Here is a 16,628-nt window from a genome sequence, read left to right as displayed (position 1 = left end):
CCGTGAGAACCCTCCGGACCGCCGTCGTCGCCGTCGCGGGCATCGTCTGGCTGCTGCCCGTGTACGTGCTGGCCGTGAACGGCAGCAAGGCGCCCACCGACTACGACACGCGCGAGGCGTGGCTGCCGGACGGCTTCGCCCTCGTGCCGAACGTACTGGCTGCGCTGCGCCTGACCGGTCTCGCCGACAGCCTGGTGAGCACCGTGATCTACAGCCTGGTGGCACCCGCGCTCGCCGTGCTCGTGGGCGCGGCGGCGGGATTCGCGATCGTCGCGCTACGGCTGCGCCACGGGTTCGCGTGGTTCGTGGTGATCTTCGGCGGCACGGTGTTCCCGCTGCAGATGATCCTCTTGCCGCTCTTCGACGGCTTCTCCCGCACGGGGCTGTACGACTCGCGGGCCGGCATGTTGCTCGTCTACACGGTGATCTCGGTGCCGTTCTCGGCGTTCGTGATGCGCAACTTCTTCTCCGGCGTGGCGCACAGCGTGTTCGAGGCCGCGGTGCTCGACGGCGCCACGACGTGGCGGATCTTCACGCGGATCTACCTGCCGATGGCCACCAGCGCGCTCGCGGCCGTGTTCATCCTCCAGGCGACGTTCATCTGGAACGACCTGCTGCTCGGGCTCACCCTCACCCAGACCGACGAGGTGCGCCCCATCGTCACCACCCTGGCCGCGATGCAGAACACCTACGGCGGCGCCCAGCCGTCGGTCATCCTCGCGGCCGCGCTGGTCGTGTCGCTCCCCACCGTCGTGCTGTTCCTGTGCACCCAGCGCTTCTTCGCGCGCGGGCTCGCACTCGGCCAGTACTAGGAGACCAGTGATCCCCACCGTCGACGACCTCGCCGCCGACCCCGTCACCCACCATTACGACGACATGATCGCCGCGCCCGGGCTGACCAACCTGCTCGGGACCGTGCTGGTCGGCCACGACCTGACCGCGATCGGCGCCGTCACGTTCCCGCCGGTCGCCCAGGGCCGCACGACCACGGCCGTGCTGTTCGTCGACGGCCGCGTGTTCGAGTCGTACGGCGTGCCGGTCACGCACGCGTGGCGCCCGGACCGCGTGGTGCGCTCGGCCGAGGTGCCCGGCCTGCGCATCGAGACCACCACCGTCTGCGTGCCCGGCGAGCCCGCGGTCGCGATCGACATCACCGTGCACAACACCGGCGCCGAACCCCGGGCCGTGCCGCTCACGCTCGCGCTGAACGCGCGGGCGACCGTGACGGGCGAGGCGTGGCTCGAGCCGGAGTCGCCGAGCGCCACCAACACCGCCACCGCGGGGCCGGGGCGGCTGACGTTCGACGGCGGCACGGGGTGGAGCGTCCAGGGCGTCGACGCGGCGGACGCCGCCGTGCACCTCGCCGGGGTGGCACCCACGCCTGCCGAGGGGTTCGAGGCCGGGATCGGCGGGACCGGGCGCGGGGGCGAGATCACCGTTGCACTCGACATCGCGGGAGGCGCGAGCGGCCGGTTCGGCTACGTCCACGCCGTGGACACGTCGGCGGGTGCCGCGACCGCCGCGTACGAGCGCGTGGTCGCCGACGTGCCCGCGGCCGTCCGTGCCGCGGAGGAGTTCTGGGACCACCAGCTCGCCGCCGCATTCACCCCCGGGAACGCGGAGTTCTCCGGCCACCTCCCGGTGCTGGAGACCTCGTCCGAGGCCCTCCGGCGGCTGTACTGGTGGGGCGCGCTCGGCGTGCTGTGGTTCCGGCGCGACTTCCCCGGCAACGAGCTCGGCCGCAGCTACGACACGCTGATGCCCAACTACTGGGCCACCACCACCTTCATCTGGGACTTCAGCCTGAGCTCGCTCACCCACGCCCTGCTCGACCCCGAGACGATGCGCCGCCAGATCGACCACTGGATCGCGAGCGACACCGGCACCCACTTCGGCACCTCCTCGCTGACGGGCGGCCCGGTGGGGCGGTGGTACTCGGTGAACGACTACGCGATGACGCGGCTGGTGTCGGACTACGTCCGGTTCACCGGCGACACCGACTACCTGTCGGAGGTCGGCGAACACCTGCGGGGGTGGGCGACGGCGTGGCGGGACCGGCGCAAGGGTTCAGCGCTTGCCGACTACGGCGAGATCGACAATCTCCTGGAGTGCGTGAGCTCCTACACCCACGAGGTGGCGAGCCTGAACGCGGCGAACGTATGGGCAATGCGAGTCGCCGCCGACGCCGCGGACTTCGCAGGCGACACCGCCGCGGCGCAGGCACTGCGCGACGAGGCGGCGGCGCTCGTCCCGGAGGTCCTCGCCCTGTACGAGCCCGGCTCCGGCTTCTTCGCCGCCCGCCAGCCCGACGGCTCCCGGTTGCCGGTGCGGCACTGCTACGACTTCGCGATCGTCGGCTCGACGATCGCCGCGGACGTGCCCGCGGAGATCCGCTCCGAGATGGTGGAGTTCTTCCGCCGCGAGCTGCAGACCCCGAACTGGATGCGGGCGCTCTCCCCGTGGGACCCGGACGCGAGCTACAGCGTGCGGCCCGACCACCAGTGGAACGGCGCGTACCCGGCATGGCCCGCCGACGCCGCCCGCGCCCTCGTCGCGCTCGGGGCACCGGACGTGGCGGCCGGCTGGATCGAGGGCCTCGTCCGGTCCGCGAACCAGGGCCCGCCCGGCCAGGGCCACTTCGTCGAGGAGGCGCAGCCCGCGATCGACGGCGGCGCCCGGAAGGCGCCCCCGCAGCTGCCCTACATCCTCGACTGGGCCTGCTCGTCGGCCGGGGCGTGGGTCACGCTGGTGATCGAGTCGTTCTTCGGCGCGCGGCCGCGGCTGGACGGGACGCTCTCGGTCGACGGCTGCGTGCGGCTCGTCGACCCCGGTGCCGTACTCAGGAACCTGCGGGTCGGCGACCGGCTGGTGGACATCCACGCCGACGGAACGGTCACTGCGCGAGCCCCGGGCCGATAGATCGTTCCGGGCCGCCGTCGCGATCGACCTTCGCGTCGAGCGCGCGGTACCGCTCGGCCAGCGCGGCGAGCTCGGCGTGGCTCTGCGCGCTCGCGATCGCGGGGCCCGCGAGCTCGGCGAAGCTGCCGAGCCGCTGTTCGGTGTCGGCGGGCAACAGGCCGTTCAGCAGGCCGACGACGATCCCGCCCCAGTGCCGTCCCGCCACGGTGACCGGGCTCCATACGCTGCTGCGCAGCGGGATGCCGACGGCCGCGATCGGCACGTCGTCGATCCGGATCGCGCTGGTGCCCCACTGCTGGCCGACCGCGAAGTCCGCACCGACCGGACCACCCGCCCAGCCGCCGATCGCCACGAACGTGCCGGTCCCGTCGTGCACGCGAGCGAGGAGCGTCACGTCGGCCTGGAGCAGGCGGGTGGCCTCGTCGGCGACGGACGCGAACACGGCCTCCACAGACGCGCCCTGCGCGACCTGCCTGGAGATCCGCCGCACCGCGGCCTGCTCCTCGAGCAGCCGGCCGGCCTCCCACGGCGGGCACGATGCCATGTACGCCGCCACGCACGCGGTGAGCAGGAAGGCACCCAGCGAGACGGCGTACCCGCCGTCGACGACGAACCCCAGCCTCGGGGAGACGATGACGAGCCCGAAGATCATGGTGCTCGCCGCTGCCACCACCATGCCTGCCGCGGATCCCCACCTGTAGGCGATCGGCAGGATCGCGAGGAGGTACAGCACGGGCATGCCCAGCGCCCCGTGGAGATGCGGCGCGAGCAGCGCGACCGCCCCGGTGACGGCCGCGACCAGCAGCGTGCCGGCGAACACCCAGCTCAACCGATCGCCCGCCACCGCAGATCGATGATCTGCCATCGCCCACACCGCCCCCGAAGGCACCATTGGGTCGCCACTACTGACCCGCCGGGGTCCGCGCGCGATACACCGCTGCCGGATGCAGGCGGCGAACGGTCAGCTGGAGCTGCCGAAGTCCTCGGGTGAGGCGTTGTCGAGGAAGCGGCGGAAGCGTTCCAGCTCCTCGTGCTCCGAGGGGGTCTCGCCTTCCACGTCGTCTTCCCCGGATGGGCCGACCATGCCCACCTCAGCCACTGCGGCCTCGTCGAGCACGGCGTCCTCCGCCTCGATCCGGGCGTCGACGTGCAGCGCCATCGCCACCGCGTCGCTCACCCGCGCCGACACGCGGATGTCGCCGTCGAACACGAGCTCGGCGTGGAAGACGCTGTCGCGCAGCATCGTGATGCGCACCAGCTGCAGCTCCCGCTTGAAGGACCGCACGACGTCGAGGATCAGCTGGTGGGTCTGCGGGCGCGGCAGCTCGACGCGGCGGCGGGCGAGCTCGATGGCCGTCGCCTCGGGCACGCCCACCCACACCGGCAGCACGCGTCGCCTGCCACCGGTCTCCTGCAGCAGCAGCACCGGCTGCACGGCCATCGGGTCCCTGCCGAGCGCGACCACTCGCATCTCCTGCACAGTGACCCCCTTCCGGGCCCTTCCAGGCTCCGGACACCACGGTTCCCCGCCCGGCACGCCGCGTCAACCGGCGTCAGGCAGCTGCGGCCCTCCGGAGCGCTCGGTAGAGGAGGTTCGGCTCACCCAACCGGCGACGCAGCTCGCGTTCCAGCCCCGCGATCGGATAGAGGTTCTGCGGGGCGCGGGAGTCCTTGTACTCCGTGGAGGCGAACCTCGGCAGGGTCGCCTGGCTGCGCGCGGCGTGCCCGACGGCCTCACCGGCGGAGAGGTCGGCGCTGCACTCCACCCGCACGACGCCCGCCCACGGCGCCCCCGGCCGGCAGGGCAGCCGCAGGTACCAGGTGTGCCGCTCCCACGAGCTGCCCAGCCGGAACACCGGCGTGCGCTGCCCCGTGCGCAGCGCGGCGACCACCCCGCCCAGCTGGGGCGGCAGGTAGTCGCTGCGGTGGGACTTGACGAAGCCGATCGCCCTCGGCAGGTGCTGGCGCCCCCGCAGCGGTCCGTCGATGACGAGGAGGTCGTCGGCCCCGCCATGGACACTGTCGTGCCCGCCGCGGGCGGCGGCCGCGGCGGCCAGCTCGGTGTCGGCCAGCTCGCGCTGCAAGGCGAGGCTGAGCAGCTGCGCGGGCGCGACATCGGGGTGGGGCGCCGTGCGCGTGGCCCGGTACGTCCCGGCCGTGGTGCGGACATCGTCCGCGGCGTCGGCGGTGGTGAACAGGCCGCGGCGGACGTCGGCGGTGAGCAGGTGAGCTCCGTCCTTGCAGCAGCAGACCACGCCGGCCGCGTACGAGGCGCACAACGCGGGCGCCGCTTCCGCGCCCCCGTCGTCCACCCAGACCTGCGCGTCGACCCGGCGCACCCCGTCGACGAACAGCACGGCGTCCGGCGGGACGACCCAGGGATCAGGGTCGATCGGCTGCCACTCGGAGGACGGCAGCTCGACGTCCAGCGCGACCTGTGCTGCCGATTCGCCGAGCTCGGTGCCGAGGCTCGTGCCGTAGGTCGGGTCCCACGGGTCGACGGCGAACTTCACCAGTGCCCCCCGCCGGAAGTCCGGTGCGTGTATCGGCGGATCCAGGTTTCCGCTGGGTGTGCCGGCGACCCGGCCTCGTACCGGGCGTACTCGGCCGGTTCGCCGGTACGCCCAGCGGGAAGCTGGGCCGTCGAGACACGTGGTGGACTTTCGGCGGGGGGCACTAGGATTCCCGGATGACGGAGGAGGTGCGCTGGTCGCGGCTCACCACGAACCGCACCGGCACGCGCTCGGCGAGCGCGGGAACGTGCGTGACCACGCCGACCATCCGGTCACCGCGCGTGGCGAGGTTCTCCAGGGTGCTCGCGACGACGTCCAGGTTGGCCTCGTCCAGGGTGCCGAAGCCCTCGTCCAGGAAGATCGACTCCAGGCGGGCGGCTCCCTGCGCGGCCAGCCCCGCCATCTGCGCGGACAGCGCCAGCGCGAGCGCGAGGCTCGCCTGGAACGTCTCGCCGCCCGAGAGGGTCTTGACCGGGCGCCGTGCGTCGGCGTCGGCGTGGTCGATGACGAGGAACTCCCCACCCTCGTGGGTGAGCGCGAACTGGCCGCCCGACAGCTCGGCGAGGCTCTCCGACGCATCGGCCACTAGCGCGTCAAGGGCGGACGCGACGAGCCAGCGCGGGAAGCCGTCGGAGCGCAGCAGGCTGCCGAGGAGCTTCGCGACCTGCTGGGCCGACTCGGCCTCGTCGCGGTCGGCGCGGATCCGCGCCGCGGCGGCCCGCCGCTCCGCCACCCGTTCCTGCGCCGAACGCGCTCTGGCGAGCGCCGCGGCGACGGCCGCCGGTGCCGTGCCACCCAGCGGGGCGGCGGCGGGCACGTGGTGGGCGTCCAGGTCGTCGGCGATCCGGCGCTCGACGGCGTCGCGGGCCGCACGGGCGTCCCGCGCCGCGGTCGCCGCGCCGGTCAGTCGCGCAGCGCGGGCCTCGGCCTCCCGGTGTGCCCAGCCGATGAGCTCGCTCCATGCGACGAGCAGTTCGTCCCCGCCGACGGCGGGGGCGCCGAGCGGCACGAGCGGGTCGCGGGCCGCGCGCAACGCGTCCCATGCGGCCGTGACCTCGCGGGCGACGTCGGCGGCGGTCCGTTCCGCGGAACGCAATGCGCTGCGGGCTGTGCGCAGCTGGGCGTCGGCCTCGCGGACGGCGGCCTCGAGCGCGTCCAGCCGTTCCAGTGACGCCGCGGCATCGTGGTCGGACGGGGCGTCGCGCAGCACGGCCTGTAGCTGCGCGGCCCGCCGTTCCGCGGCGTCGACGGCGCTGCGGGCCTCCTGCTCGGCCCGTGCGGCGGCGGTCTCGTCGCGGTGGCGCTCTGCGGCGGCGCGCTCGGCGGCTCGCCACGCCTTCTCGGTGGTGTCGCGTTGCCCCTCGGCCTCCGCGACGGCAGCGCGAGCGGTGGGCAGGGCGGTCTCGCGGGCGGCGCCCTCGGCGCGGGCCCAGTCGACGAGCGCGGTCCAGCCGGCGAGCACGTCGGTGTCAGCCGGTGCCGGGGCGCCGAACGGGACGAGCGGGTCGCGCGCGGCGCGCAGGCCCGCCGCGGCGGCGGCGACCTCGCCGCGCAGCTCCTCGACCGCGGCGGCTGCCGCGTCCCGGGCCCGGCGCGCAACGCGAACGGCCTCGGCGGCGTCGTCGGCCTCGTGCACGATGCGCGTGAGGTCGGCGAGGGCCGCCTCGAGATCGGCCACGGCGGGTAGCTCGGCGGTCGGGAGGGACGCGGTGGGGTCGCTCGGCCCGTCGGTCGTCACCGGGAAGAGCCCACCGTCCTCAGCGGGGTACGCGCCTGCCAGTGCGGCGCGCAGCCGTGTGGAGGTGGTGTCGAGCCGCTCCACCTCGCCTCGGACGCGGTCCCGCACGGAGATCGCGGTGACCTCGTCCCGGCGCGCCTCGTCGTGGGCGCGGTTGGCTTCGGCGACCGCGGCTTCCGCGGCAGCCAGGTCGCCCGTGGCCTCCGCGGGCGGCGGCAGGGTGGCCACCGCCTGCGCGCACACCGGACACGGGTCGCCGACGGTGAGGGCGGGCCGCAACGAGGCGGCGAGATCGGCGCGAAGGGCGCGCGCGTGCCGTTCCTGGGCGTGGTCGAGCCGATGCTTCGCCTCGGCGACTGCGGCCACTGCCGCCTGCGCCACCTGCTCGGCCTCGGCGGCCCGCGCCGCCGCGGCCGCGCGCTCGGCCACGGCGCGGTCGAGCTCGCGCCGGTCGCGCAGCGCCTGTTCGAGGGGACCGCGGGCGGGGGCGGCGGCGAGCGCGGCGCGGGCCGCGGCGTCGGTGGCCTCCGCGGCCCGCACCACGGACGTGGCATCGGCCAGCGCGGAGTCGGCGGCCGCGCGGCGCTGCTGCAGCGCGTCCAGCCCGGCCGGCACGGTGAGCGCGCGGAGGGCGTCGCGCTCCGCGACGAGCCTGCGCACGGCGTCCTGCCGCTCGGCCAGCAGTGCGGCGGCGGAGTCGCGGGCCGTCCGCTTCTCCTCCATGCCCGCACGGGCGTCGGCGGCGTCGTTCGCGGCGGTGGTGTAGGCCGCGGCGGCCTTCTCGTGCCGCTCGCGCGCCCCGGGCAGCTCGGCGGTGATCGTGGCGAGCTCGGCGTGGTCGCGGCGCGCCTGCTCCAACGGCCCGCGGGCGGGGGCGGCGGCGAGCCGCTCGCGGGCGGCCGTGTCGGCGGTCTCGGCGGCGCCCGCCCGCTCTGCGGCGAGCGTCCGTCGCTCGGCCGCGCTGCGGTGGCGGGTGTCCAGGTCGGCGAGGCCGTCGGGCACGGCGAGCGCGGCGAGGCGCTCCCGTTCGGCGCGCAGCTGCCCGGCGCCCGCCTCGGCGACGTCGAGGGCCGCCGACGCCGCCGCGAGCTCCGGTACCGCCGCGTCGACGCGTTCGGCCAGCTCCGCGAGCTCGGCGACCCGCGCCGCGGCCTCATGCTCGGCCTCGTCGGTGGTGTCGGCGTAGCCCGCGAGCTGCTCGCCGAGCACCTCGGCACGCTGACGCTGCGCCGCGGCCTCGCTGTTGGCCTCGCGCGCGATCACGTCGTAGACGCCGAGCCCGAGGATGCGCACCAGCTTCTCCTGGCGCTTGCGCGGCTCGGTGTGCAGGAACTCGGCGAACTCGCCCTGCGGCAGCACGACGCACGTGCAGAAGTCGCCGAACGGCAGCCCGAGCAGCTCCTCGACGGCCTTCGTGACCGGACCGGCGCCGTCGGCGAGCGGCTCGCTCTCCTCGTCGGGGCCGCCGAGGCCGGACGGATCGCGCAGCTTCTCCAGCCGGGCCCCGCGCACCGACACGCCGCCGCTGGCCGCCCGCCGCAACTCGCGCGCCGCGACATACCGGGCGCCGCCCACGTCGAAGACGAGGCGGACGGTACCGCGGTTGACCGTGGGCGCGAGGGCGAGCGCCACCGTGCGGCTGTTGTCCCACCGCGGCACCGACCCGTACAGCGCGAACGTGAGCGCGTCGATCACCGTGGACTTGCCGGCGCCGGTGGGGCCGACGAAGGCGAAGTAGTCGGCGCCGGTGAAGTCGACGGTGGTGGGTTCGCGGAACGAGCCGAAGCCCGCAATCTCGAGCAGGACAGGACGCATCAGCTCGCTCCCGTCACGCGGTCGTGCAGCCGGGCGAACAGCTGCTCGACCCGCGGGTCGGCGACGTTGCGGGTGCCGAGGTACTCGCGGAACAGCTCCGACGGCGTGCGCTCGGGCCCCGCGGCGGGGCGGGACGCGGCGACGGGCGCGGCGAACTCGGGGTCGATCCGCACCTCGAGGGCGTTGGGTAGCAACGCGACCACCTCCTCGCGCAGCCCTGCGCGGGCGGGCTCGCGCACCCAGACGCGGAGGAAGTCGTCGCCCACCTTCTCCGCGAGCGCCGCCAGCTCCGAGACTGTGCCGCGCAGCGTGCGCAGCCTGCGCCCCGACGTGATGGGGATGTCGGTGACCTGCGCGGGCGTGCCCGGCGACGCCTCGACGAGGCAGACGACGGAGGTGTTGTCCTGCTCGCCGAAGTCGATGGCCAGCGGCGCGCCGCAGTAGTGCACCGGGCACGGGGCGTCGATGCGCTGGCGGCGGTGCAGGTGCCCGAGGGCGACGTAGTGCGACTCGATCGGGAAGATCGTGGCGGGCACCGCGTACTCGAAGATCGACTGGGCGGCCCGCTCGCCGCCGCCGAACACGCCGTTCAGCACGGTGAGGTGGGCCATCACGAGGTTGACGGAGTCGTCGCGGAAGCCTGCGGTGAGCGCGCCGAGGATGTCGCGCAGGTGTTGGTCGTACTCGTTGGTGTTCTCCGCGGGCGTGTTGGCCACCAGCTCGGCGGCGCGCACCGCGTAGCGGTGGGACAGGAACGGCAGCACGGCGAGGGTGGCCCGCTCCCCCGTCGACTTCGCGGTGAACTCCACGACGCCACCGCGGGCGGCCGTGCGCACGGTGCCGACCAGTGTGATGCCGGCCGCGCCCGCGAGAGGCCGGTACGCGTCGATGGCGGCGGGGTGGTCGTGGTTGCCGGCGATCGCGACGACCTTGACCCCGTCGCGCGCCAGGCCCATCAAGGTGCGGACCACGAGGTGCTGGGCCTGCGCCGACGGCGCCGCGGTGTCGTAGAGGTCGCCGGCCACGAGCACCGCGTCGACCTCGTGCTCCCGCGCGATGCCGACGATCTCGCGGAGCACCTGCTCCTGCTCGTCGAGCCGGGAGCGACCCTTGAGCGTCTTGCCGACGTGCCAGTCGGACGTGTGCAGCAGTCGCATCGAGCGGATCGTAAGGGTGATGCCCGGCGGTCCCGGGGACGCGCGTCGGCGCGTCGGCCGAACAGACGTTCGCGTGCGCCGAGAGGCCGCCCCGGTGGTCGAGTAGGGCCGGCGCCCCGGCGCCGGACCGTATCGAGACCACTACCCCCGACGAGACCACTACAACCGAGACAGGCATGTGGTCTCGATACGCGCCGGCCCTGGCGGGCCGGCGCTACTCGACCACCGGGAGCGGGGCCGGCGCTACTCCGGGGTGTTGGGGCCGCCGATGCGGTAGGGCGTCGTCACGCCCTCGTACATCAGGTGTGCGACAAGGCCCTCCACCGCGTGGGGCAGGTTGTGGCAGTGGTCGATCCAGATGCCGGGGTTGTCGGCGACGAAGGCGATCTCGTACGTCTCGCCGTCGCCGACCTGCAGCGAGTCGATCCACCACGGGCTGCCGGTGGCAGGCACGCCGTCGCGGGAGAGCACCACGGCGTGGTGGCCGTGCAGGTGCATGGGGTGTCCCTCGCCGCTGCGGTTCTCCACCCGCATCCGCACGACGTCCCCCTCGGCCACCATGTACATCGGGACGTCCGGGTGCATGCGGCCGTTGACCGTCCACCACATGCCGGGCACGCCGTCGAGGAAGCCGGGGCTGCGGCCGATCACGTAGTCGAACGACCGGGTGGCCGCGGCCGGGTCGAGGCCCAGCGGGGCAGGCGTGCCGTAGGTGAGCAGGTCCAGCGCGGCGGCCGGGCGGGGCGCCGGTGGGGGCACCGCCTCGCCGACCAGCACGGACGCGCCACCCAGCTCGATCCGGGCCGGAGCCACGACCTCCAGGTCGGCCCGTGCCCCGCCGGTGACCTCGACCGCGACGTCGCGCACCGGTCCGGGCTCGTGCACTTCGGTGCCGTCCACGGCGAGCACCCGGAACGGCGCGGCGGGTACCCATGCGGACATGGGCGCGTTGTCGGTGTTCACCACGCGCACGCGCACCCGCTCGCCCGGCGCCGCCTCCACCCGGGTCTCCCCGCTGCGCCCGTTCACGGTGCGCGTGCCCTCGTAGAGGTGGACGAGCGCGAGCGCGTCGGTGGCGCCCACCCCGCCCGGCGGCGTCACCACGAGAGCGCCGAGGAGCCCCCGCTGCACCTGCACGTGCGAGACCTGGTGGGAGTGGTACCAGAACGTGCCCGCCTGATCCGCCCGGAACCGGTAGGTGAACGAGCCGCCGACCGGCACCGCGTCCTGCGTGACACCGGCGACCCCGTCGTCGGCGTTGGGCACGTCGAGGCCGTGCCAGTGCAGGGTCGCGCCGTCGGGCACCGACTCGTTGACCAGGTGCACCTCCACGAGCTGGCCGAGCTCGGCGTGAATGGCAGGGCCCGGCGAGGTGCCGTTCAGCGTGTAACCCGTCACCTCCTCGCCGGACGCGAGCCGGAAGGACCCCTCGCGCGCGACCAGCTCCACCCGGACGTCGGCGGGCGCGGTGGACGGCTCGGTCAGCGCGTCCACGCCGCGACCGCCGGTGGCGACCCCGTGCCCCGCGTGCCCGCCGCCCCGCCCGTCGTCGACGAGCCCCATGTCCGTCACCGAGTAGGTGTCGGGCAGCAGGCTCGCCTGCCACAGCCATGCGAGCGGCGCGAGCACGGCGAGCGCGGCGGCGACGCCCACGATCAGACGTCGCCGCTCGCGCCGCCGCGGGGCCACGGGAGGGGCCGTGGCGGCCTCGGGAGGGGCGAGCACCGGTCTATGCGACGCCCGCGGTGCCGCGCGCCGGGCTGCGCTCCAGCCCGCCCAGCGCGGCCTCGGCCTTGCGGGCCGCGATCACCGCGAAGGTGAACAGGACGAACGCCACCGCACCGTGGATCAGCCCGAGCACCGGCTCGCCGCCGCGGCTGTAGATCCCCAGCAGCACCTGGACCGCGACGGTCGCCAGCACGAGCCCGGCCCACAGGACGCCGCCCGGGATCCTCGCGAAGAACGAGGAGATCAGCAGGAGCAGCGCGATCAGGGGCACGATCATCTGGCCGTTGATGCCGTGGATCATGAATCCGGCGACGCCGGTGAAATCCGTCGTCTCGCTCTCCATCGATGCGGCGTCGAGCACCCCGCCCTCGTGGATCCACTTGCCGAGACCGGCGATGGCGAACGCGATCACCGACGCCTGGATCACGACCTCGAGCGCGATCAGGTAGGCGAGCACGCGGTAGACGGACTTCATGGCGGTCCCTTCGGCCACAGGGATGGTGCGCAGGAAACTCGCGGGTGGCCCCACCGCCGTTAACCGCTCTGAGCAGCGGTAACCCGATCGTGTCGGTAGCGGGACGAACCCCGGCCGGGGCGTCAAGGGCTGAACGGGCCTGTTCAACGCCGCGCGACAGGAGTAGAAGCGACGGCATGCGCAGCGTCGTGCATTTCGAGATCCCAGCCGATGACGTGGCACGGGCGAAGGAGTTCTACCGGTCCGTCTTCGAGTGGCAGCTGCAGGACATGCCGGAGATGGAGTACACGATCGTCCAGACCACCGCGGTCGACGAGAACCAGATGCCCACCGCGCCCGGGGCGATCAACGGCGGCCTGATGCGCCGGAGCCAGGACACCCCGTCGCCGGTGCTCACGATCGACGTCGAGTCGATCGACCAGGCGCTCAAGCAGGTCGAGGCCTCCGGCGGGCGGACCGTCAAGGAGCGGACCGAGATCCCCGGGATGGGTGCGTACGCCTACTTCACCGACCCCGAGGGCAACACGCTCGGCCTCTGGGAGACCACCTGACCTGGTCGTGAGTGGATACGCGAGCCATAGCGCGCGTATCCACTCACGACTGCCCGTCAGAACGGCGCGTCGTCGTCCTCGTCCGCCGGGGCGGCGGGGAGGCGGGCGAACGGGTCGCGCGGGGCCGAGCCGTTGGTGCTCGCCGCCACCGGCGGCCCTGCCGACTCCGATAGCCGGGTGGCCCATGCCGGGAACGGGAACTCGACGGCCAGCGGCACCGGGATCTCCGGCTGCGAGACGAACATCGTGCCCGGCTTGGCCAGCGTGGCCCGCTGGCGCTGCGACGGCGGCAGGAACCCGTACTCGGGCCGCCCGGCCTCGGCCGGGTCGAGCCGCCCGACGACCTTCACCGACGAGTTCGACACGATCCGCCGCTCGACCTCGCTCGCCGTCTGCTGCGCGCCGATCAGGATGATCCCCAGCGAGCGCCCGCGCTCCGCGATGTCGAGCAGCACCTCCTTGATCGGGCTGGAGCCCTCGCGCGGGGCGTACTTGTTCAGCTCGTCGATCATGGTGAAGAGCAGCCCGCCCGGCCCGGCGGCCTCCTTCTTGCGGGTCTCGGCCGCGAGCACGACACCCACGACGAAGCGCTGTGCGCGCTCGGGGAGGTTGTGCAGGTCGACGACCGTGACCTGGTGGGCGTCGGTGCTGACCCGGCGGCCCGGTGAGTCCGTCAGATCGCCGCGGACGATCGTGCGCAGGGGACGCTGGCTCGACCGCAGCCGACGCAGGAACGCGTTGATCGTGCCGGTGCCGGTGACCGGGCCCGCCCAGTCGCGCCGCTCGTCCTCGTCGGTGAGCCGGTCCGAGACGAACTCGATCAGATCGTCGTAGGTGCGCAGCACCTGGCCGCCGACGACCACTCCCCCGTCGCCGACCGGCGTGGCCTCCCGCCGCAGCCGGGCCGCGACTTGGTGGATCACCATCGTGTACTGGTTGCGCTCGTCCTCGGCGTCGGCGAAGACGTAGGGCAGCAGCTCCTCGGCGCAGAACTCGGCGAGCGTCCACCAGAACGCGCTCACGCCGCTGGTGCGCCCCGAGACGAACGGGCGCCCCGACAGGTCGTCGGGCGTCGGCGGCGCGAAGAACCCGGCAGACGAGAACGGTCCGGCGGGCAGCCCGACCGTCGCGTACGCCGACACCAGGTCCTCGTCCAGCTTGGTGTTGGCGTGGTCGAGGAAGAGCAGGTCCTCGCCCTTGACGCTGAAGACCAGCGCCTTCGCGTTCACCGACCGGCGTCCGAGCACCCCGCTGCGGAAGATCGAGTAGAGCAGGAAGAGCGCGAAGCTGGTCTTCGTCGCGACACCGGAGATGCCGCTGATCGAGACGTGCCCGCCGCGCGTGCCGTCGAGGAACTCGAGGTTGACGTAGATCGGGGAGCCGTCGCGGCCCAGCCCGACCGGCACCTTGAGGTCCATCTGGTCGAAGTAGAGCGCCCGCGCCCGCTCCTCACCCGTCGCCCGCGAGGCGATCGAGCCGGGCGTGGGCGGCACGTAGCACTCCGGCTCCACCCGCGTGGTGGTGATCTCGGCGATCTCCTGCACCTGCGCGGGCAGCACACCGTCGGCGATGAGGAAGACGTCGGAGCCGAACGTCGCGCCCTCGTGCCGCGCCCGCACCTCCGTGACGACGCCCGCGGTCATCACCGGCCCGATCCCCGGCACCGGGCGCACGGTGACCACGACGTCGTCCAGCTGCAGGTACTGCTCGGGCGCGAGCGCCACGCTGAACTGCAGCGGCGTGGAGTCCTCCGTGCCGACCACACGGCCGACGGCGGGGGCGGATGCGTCGGACAGGGCTCCTCCAAGGCTCGGACAGCCGGGTCGACGATAGCGACCGGCGGCCCCACCTCTCCCACACCCCGCCCGGCGCGGCGCAGCCCGTTCCGACGAACGGCGCGTTGGTCGGTACCTATCCGACGAACGCGCCGTTCGTCGGAAAGTGCGGGATCCCGAGACCGGCGGTCTACCTGCGATTGCTGTCGTTCGGTAGTCTGCCGATCACCTGTCGTGAGGAGCTCGGATGTCGCGCGACGAGCTCGAGCGGTTCGTCACCCGGATGTTGGAATCCCTGTGCCGGGTGATGTGGGGGTTCGCGCCACGGATGATCCCGCACATCGTCCGCAACCTGGGTCCTGGCCACTCGGTGATCTGGTTCGCCGCCAACATGCCCCGCCTGCTGTGGACCATGCGCGCCCTCGGCCCGCTGCGCACGCACCTGGCCGCCGCCGCCATCTCACTGCACAACGGCTGCACGTATTGCGCCTACGGCCACGCCTTCGCCCTGGAGCTGATCTACCTGCGCGACCGCGGGCGCCTGTTCCCCGTCGCCGCCCACACACTCGCCGGCTGGCAGGACCTGCCACCGCGCGAGCTCGCGCAGCGGTTGCGCGGGGTCCTGCGGGAGGCAGGCTTGCACGCCGAGACGATCTGGGTCGACCGCACGCTCGCGCTCGCCGCGGGCACGACCCGGCCCGTCGACGCGGACGAGGCCCGGATCGCCCACCTGGTCCGCATGCTGGGCCGGATGAACGAGATCGCCGTCGACGCGGGCGTCGAGCCGGACGAGGCGCAGAACCCGATCAACAAGGACCACGGGCTCAAGAAGCGCCACGCGGAGCTGCGGGCCGCCACATAGCCTGCGGGCATGATCGACATCCCCGATCCGACGGTCCTCTACCGCCTGCGCGACGGCGTCTACGCCGGCGACCTCCTCATCGCCGCCGTCGCCGAGCTCGATCTCTTCACCTGGCTGGCCACGCACGGCCCCGCACCCGCCACCGACGTGTGCGCCGGGCTCGGGCTGGCCGAGCGCCCTGCCGACGTGCTGTTGACCTACTGCGCCGCGCTCGGCCTCGTCGACCGCGACCTCGACGCGGGCGACCGGATCGCGCTCACCGAGCTCGGCCGCCTGCACCTGGTCGCCGGCTCGCCGTTCGACCTCCGCGCCTACTACGGCTCACTGGCCGAACGGCCCACCGTTCGTGAGCTGGCACAGGTGCTGCGGACCGGCACGCCCGCGGCATGGTCCAGCGCGCACAACGAGCCCGACTGGTCGGGCCGGCTCGACGACCCTGCATTCGCCGAGCGGATCACCGCCGCGATGGACGCGCGAGGCGCCTTCCTCGCCCCGGCCCTCGCCGCGGCGATCCCCGACCTTCCGATCACGGCGCTCCTCGACGTCGCGGGCAGTTCGGGCGGCTACGCCGCCGCCGTGCTGGCCGCCCGCCCCGACGTGCGCGCCGCGGTGTTCGAGCGCTCGCCGGTGGACACGGCCGCGCGGACGCTCCTGCGCGCCCGCGGGCTCGCCGACCGCATCGAGGTGATCGGCGGCGACATGTTCGCCGACCCCTTCCCCAGCGGGTTCGACGCGCACCTGTACTCGCACGTCCTGCACGACTGGGACGCGCCCCGCGTCGAGCGGCTCCTCGCCGCGTCGTTCACGGCGCTCCCGCCCGGCGGGTGGCTGATCGACCACGACACCCACGTCGACGCCGACAAGCGTGGGCCGCTCGCCGTTGCCGAGTACTCGGTACTCCTGATGCACTCGACCCCGGGCAAGTGCTGGTCGGTGCGCGAGCTGGCCGAGATGGCCGAGCGCTCGGGGTTCGTCGACGTCGAGCACCGGCCGACGGCAGGCGACCGTGGCGTACTGCTCGCCCGCAAGCCCGGCTAACCCAGGAAACCCCAGCAGGTGCTCCACCACCAGGTCGGGCCGCTCCTCGGGCACGAA

The 16,628-nt window shown here is 73.8% G+C and carries 13 protein-coding genes; 5 read left to right on the top strand and 8 right to left on the bottom strand.

Annotated elements, in window-relative coordinates:
- Nucleotides 1-2: 2 nt before the first annotated feature.
- Together K1T35_RS11765 and K1T35_RS11760 are read left to right on the top strand one after the other, a co-directional pair.
- Complete coding sequence (locus K1T35_RS11765) at nt 3-812, top strand: carbohydrate ABC transporter permease (protein WP_220260199.1); 810 nt, start codon at nt 3-5, stop codon at nt 810-812.
- Between the two features lie 7 nt (nt 813-819).
- The gene (locus K1T35_RS11760) at nt 820-2,919 is read left to right on the top strand and encodes a hypothetical protein (RefSeq protein WP_220260198.1); all 2,100 of its coding nucleotides are present in this window, start codon (nt 820-822) and stop codon (nt 2,917-2,919) included.
- Here K1T35_RS11760 and K1T35_RS11755 read toward each other — a convergent pair.
- From K1T35_RS11755 to K1T35_RS11725, 7 genes are all read right to left on the bottom strand, one after another.
- Nucleotides 2,894-3,784, bottom strand: a complete 891-nt coding sequence (locus K1T35_RS11755; protein WP_220260197.1) for a DUF4118 domain-containing protein — start codon at nt 3,782-3,784, stop codon at nt 2,894-2,896. The two genes, K1T35_RS11760 and K1T35_RS11755, sit on opposite strands and share 26 nt — an antisense overlap.
- Before the next feature lie 96 nt (nt 3,785-3,880).
- A complete protein-coding gene (locus K1T35_RS11750) occupies nt 3,881-4,399 on the bottom strand; it encodes a bifunctional nuclease family protein (protein ID WP_220260196.1) in 519 nt (172 codons plus the stop codon).
- A 73-nt stretch (nt 4,400-4,472) separates the two neighbouring features.
- Nucleotides 4,473-5,432, bottom strand: coding sequence for a hypothetical protein (locus K1T35_RS11745; protein ID WP_220260195.1), 960 nt, complete (start codon nt 5,430-5,432; stop codon nt 4,473-4,475).
- A gap of 163 nt (nt 5,433-5,595) precedes the next feature.
- Entirely contained in the window at nt 5,596-8,985 is a 3,390-nt protein-coding gene (locus K1T35_RS11740) for an AAA family ATPase (protein WP_220260194.1), read from the bottom strand.
- A complete protein-coding gene (locus K1T35_RS11735) occupies nt 8,985-10,142 on the bottom strand; it encodes an exonuclease SbcCD subunit D (RefSeq protein WP_220260193.1) in 1,158 nt (385 codons plus the stop codon). Before K1T35_RS11735 ends, K1T35_RS11740 begins: the two co-directional genes overlap by 1 nt.
- Before the next feature lie 243 nt (nt 10,143-10,385).
- Entirely contained in the window at nt 10,386-11,867 is a 1,482-nt protein-coding gene (locus K1T35_RS11730) for a multicopper oxidase family protein (RefSeq protein WP_255621785.1), read from the bottom strand.
- 4 nt (nt 11,868-11,871) lie between these two features.
- Nucleotides 11,872-12,345, bottom strand: a complete 474-nt coding sequence (locus K1T35_RS11725) for a DUF6220 domain-containing protein (protein WP_220260192.1) — start codon at nt 12,343-12,345, stop codon at nt 11,872-11,874.
- A 176-nt stretch (nt 12,346-12,521) separates the two neighbouring features.
- Between K1T35_RS11725 and K1T35_RS11720 the strand changes: the two genes are divergently transcribed.
- Nucleotides 12,522-12,896 (top strand): VOC family protein, encoded by a 375-nt coding sequence (locus K1T35_RS11720; protein WP_220260191.1) that lies wholly within the window; start codon nt 12,522-12,524, stop codon nt 12,894-12,896.
- Nucleotides 12,897-12,952: 56 nt separating this feature from the next.
- Here K1T35_RS11720 and K1T35_RS11715 read toward each other — a convergent pair whose 3' ends face one another.
- Nucleotides 12,953-14,659: an ATP-binding protein gene (locus K1T35_RS11715; RefSeq protein WP_255621784.1), complete on the bottom strand. Its 1,707-nt coding sequence runs from the start codon at nt 14,657-14,659 to the stop codon at nt 12,953-12,955.
- A gap of 259 nt (nt 14,660-14,918) precedes the next feature.
- On the opposite strand from K1T35_RS11715, the gene K1T35_RS11710 reads away from it, so the two are divergent.
- Nucleotides 14,919-15,533 (top strand): hypothetical protein, encoded by a 615-nt coding sequence (locus K1T35_RS11710; RefSeq protein ID WP_220260190.1) that lies wholly within the window; start codon nt 14,919-14,921, stop codon nt 15,531-15,533.
- A 9-nt stretch (nt 15,534-15,542) separates the two neighbouring features.
- Complete coding sequence (locus K1T35_RS11705; RefSeq protein ID WP_220260189.1) at nt 15,543-16,571, top strand: methyltransferase; 1,029 nt, start codon at nt 15,543-15,545, stop codon at nt 16,569-16,571.
- Nucleotides 16,572-16,628 lie beyond the last annotated feature (57 nt).

The sequence above is a fragment of the Pseudonocardia sp. DSM 110487 genome (assembly GCF_019468565.1).
Classification (GTDB): Bacteria; Actinomycetota; Actinomycetes; order Mycobacteriales; family Pseudonocardiaceae; genus Pseudonocardia.
This window is presented reverse-complemented; position numbering and strand designations above follow the sequence as displayed.

What these genes read in the sequence shown, in the direction of transcription:
- K1T35_RS11740 (WP_220260194.1), bottom strand. Translation starts at nt 8,985, where the DNA reads ATGCGTCCTGTCCTGCTCGAGATTGCGGGCTTCGGCTCGTTCCGCGAA.
- K1T35_RS11735 (WP_220260193.1), bottom strand. Translation starts at nt 10,142, where the DNA reads ATGCGACTGCTGCACACGTCCGACTGGCACGTCGGCAAGACGCTCAAG.
- K1T35_RS11755 (WP_220260197.1), bottom strand. Translation starts at nt 3,784, where the DNA reads ATGGCAGATCATCGATCTGCGGTGGCGGGCGATCGGTTGAGCTGGGTG.
- K1T35_RS11725 (WP_220260192.1), bottom strand. Translation starts at nt 12,345, where the DNA reads ATGAAGTCCGTCTACCGCGTGCTCGCCTACCTGATCGCGCTCGAGGTC.
- K1T35_RS11705 (WP_220260189.1), top strand. Translation starts at nt 15,543, where the DNA reads ATGATCGACATCCCCGATCCGACGGTCCTCTACCGCCTGCGCGACGGC.
- K1T35_RS11710 (WP_220260190.1), top strand. Translation starts at nt 14,919, where the DNA reads ATGTCGCGCGACGAGCTCGAGCGGTTCGTCACCCGGATGTTGGAATCC.
- K1T35_RS11720 (WP_220260191.1), top strand. Translation starts at nt 12,522, where the DNA reads ATGCGCAGCGTCGTGCATTTCGAGATCCCAGCCGATGACGTGGCACGG.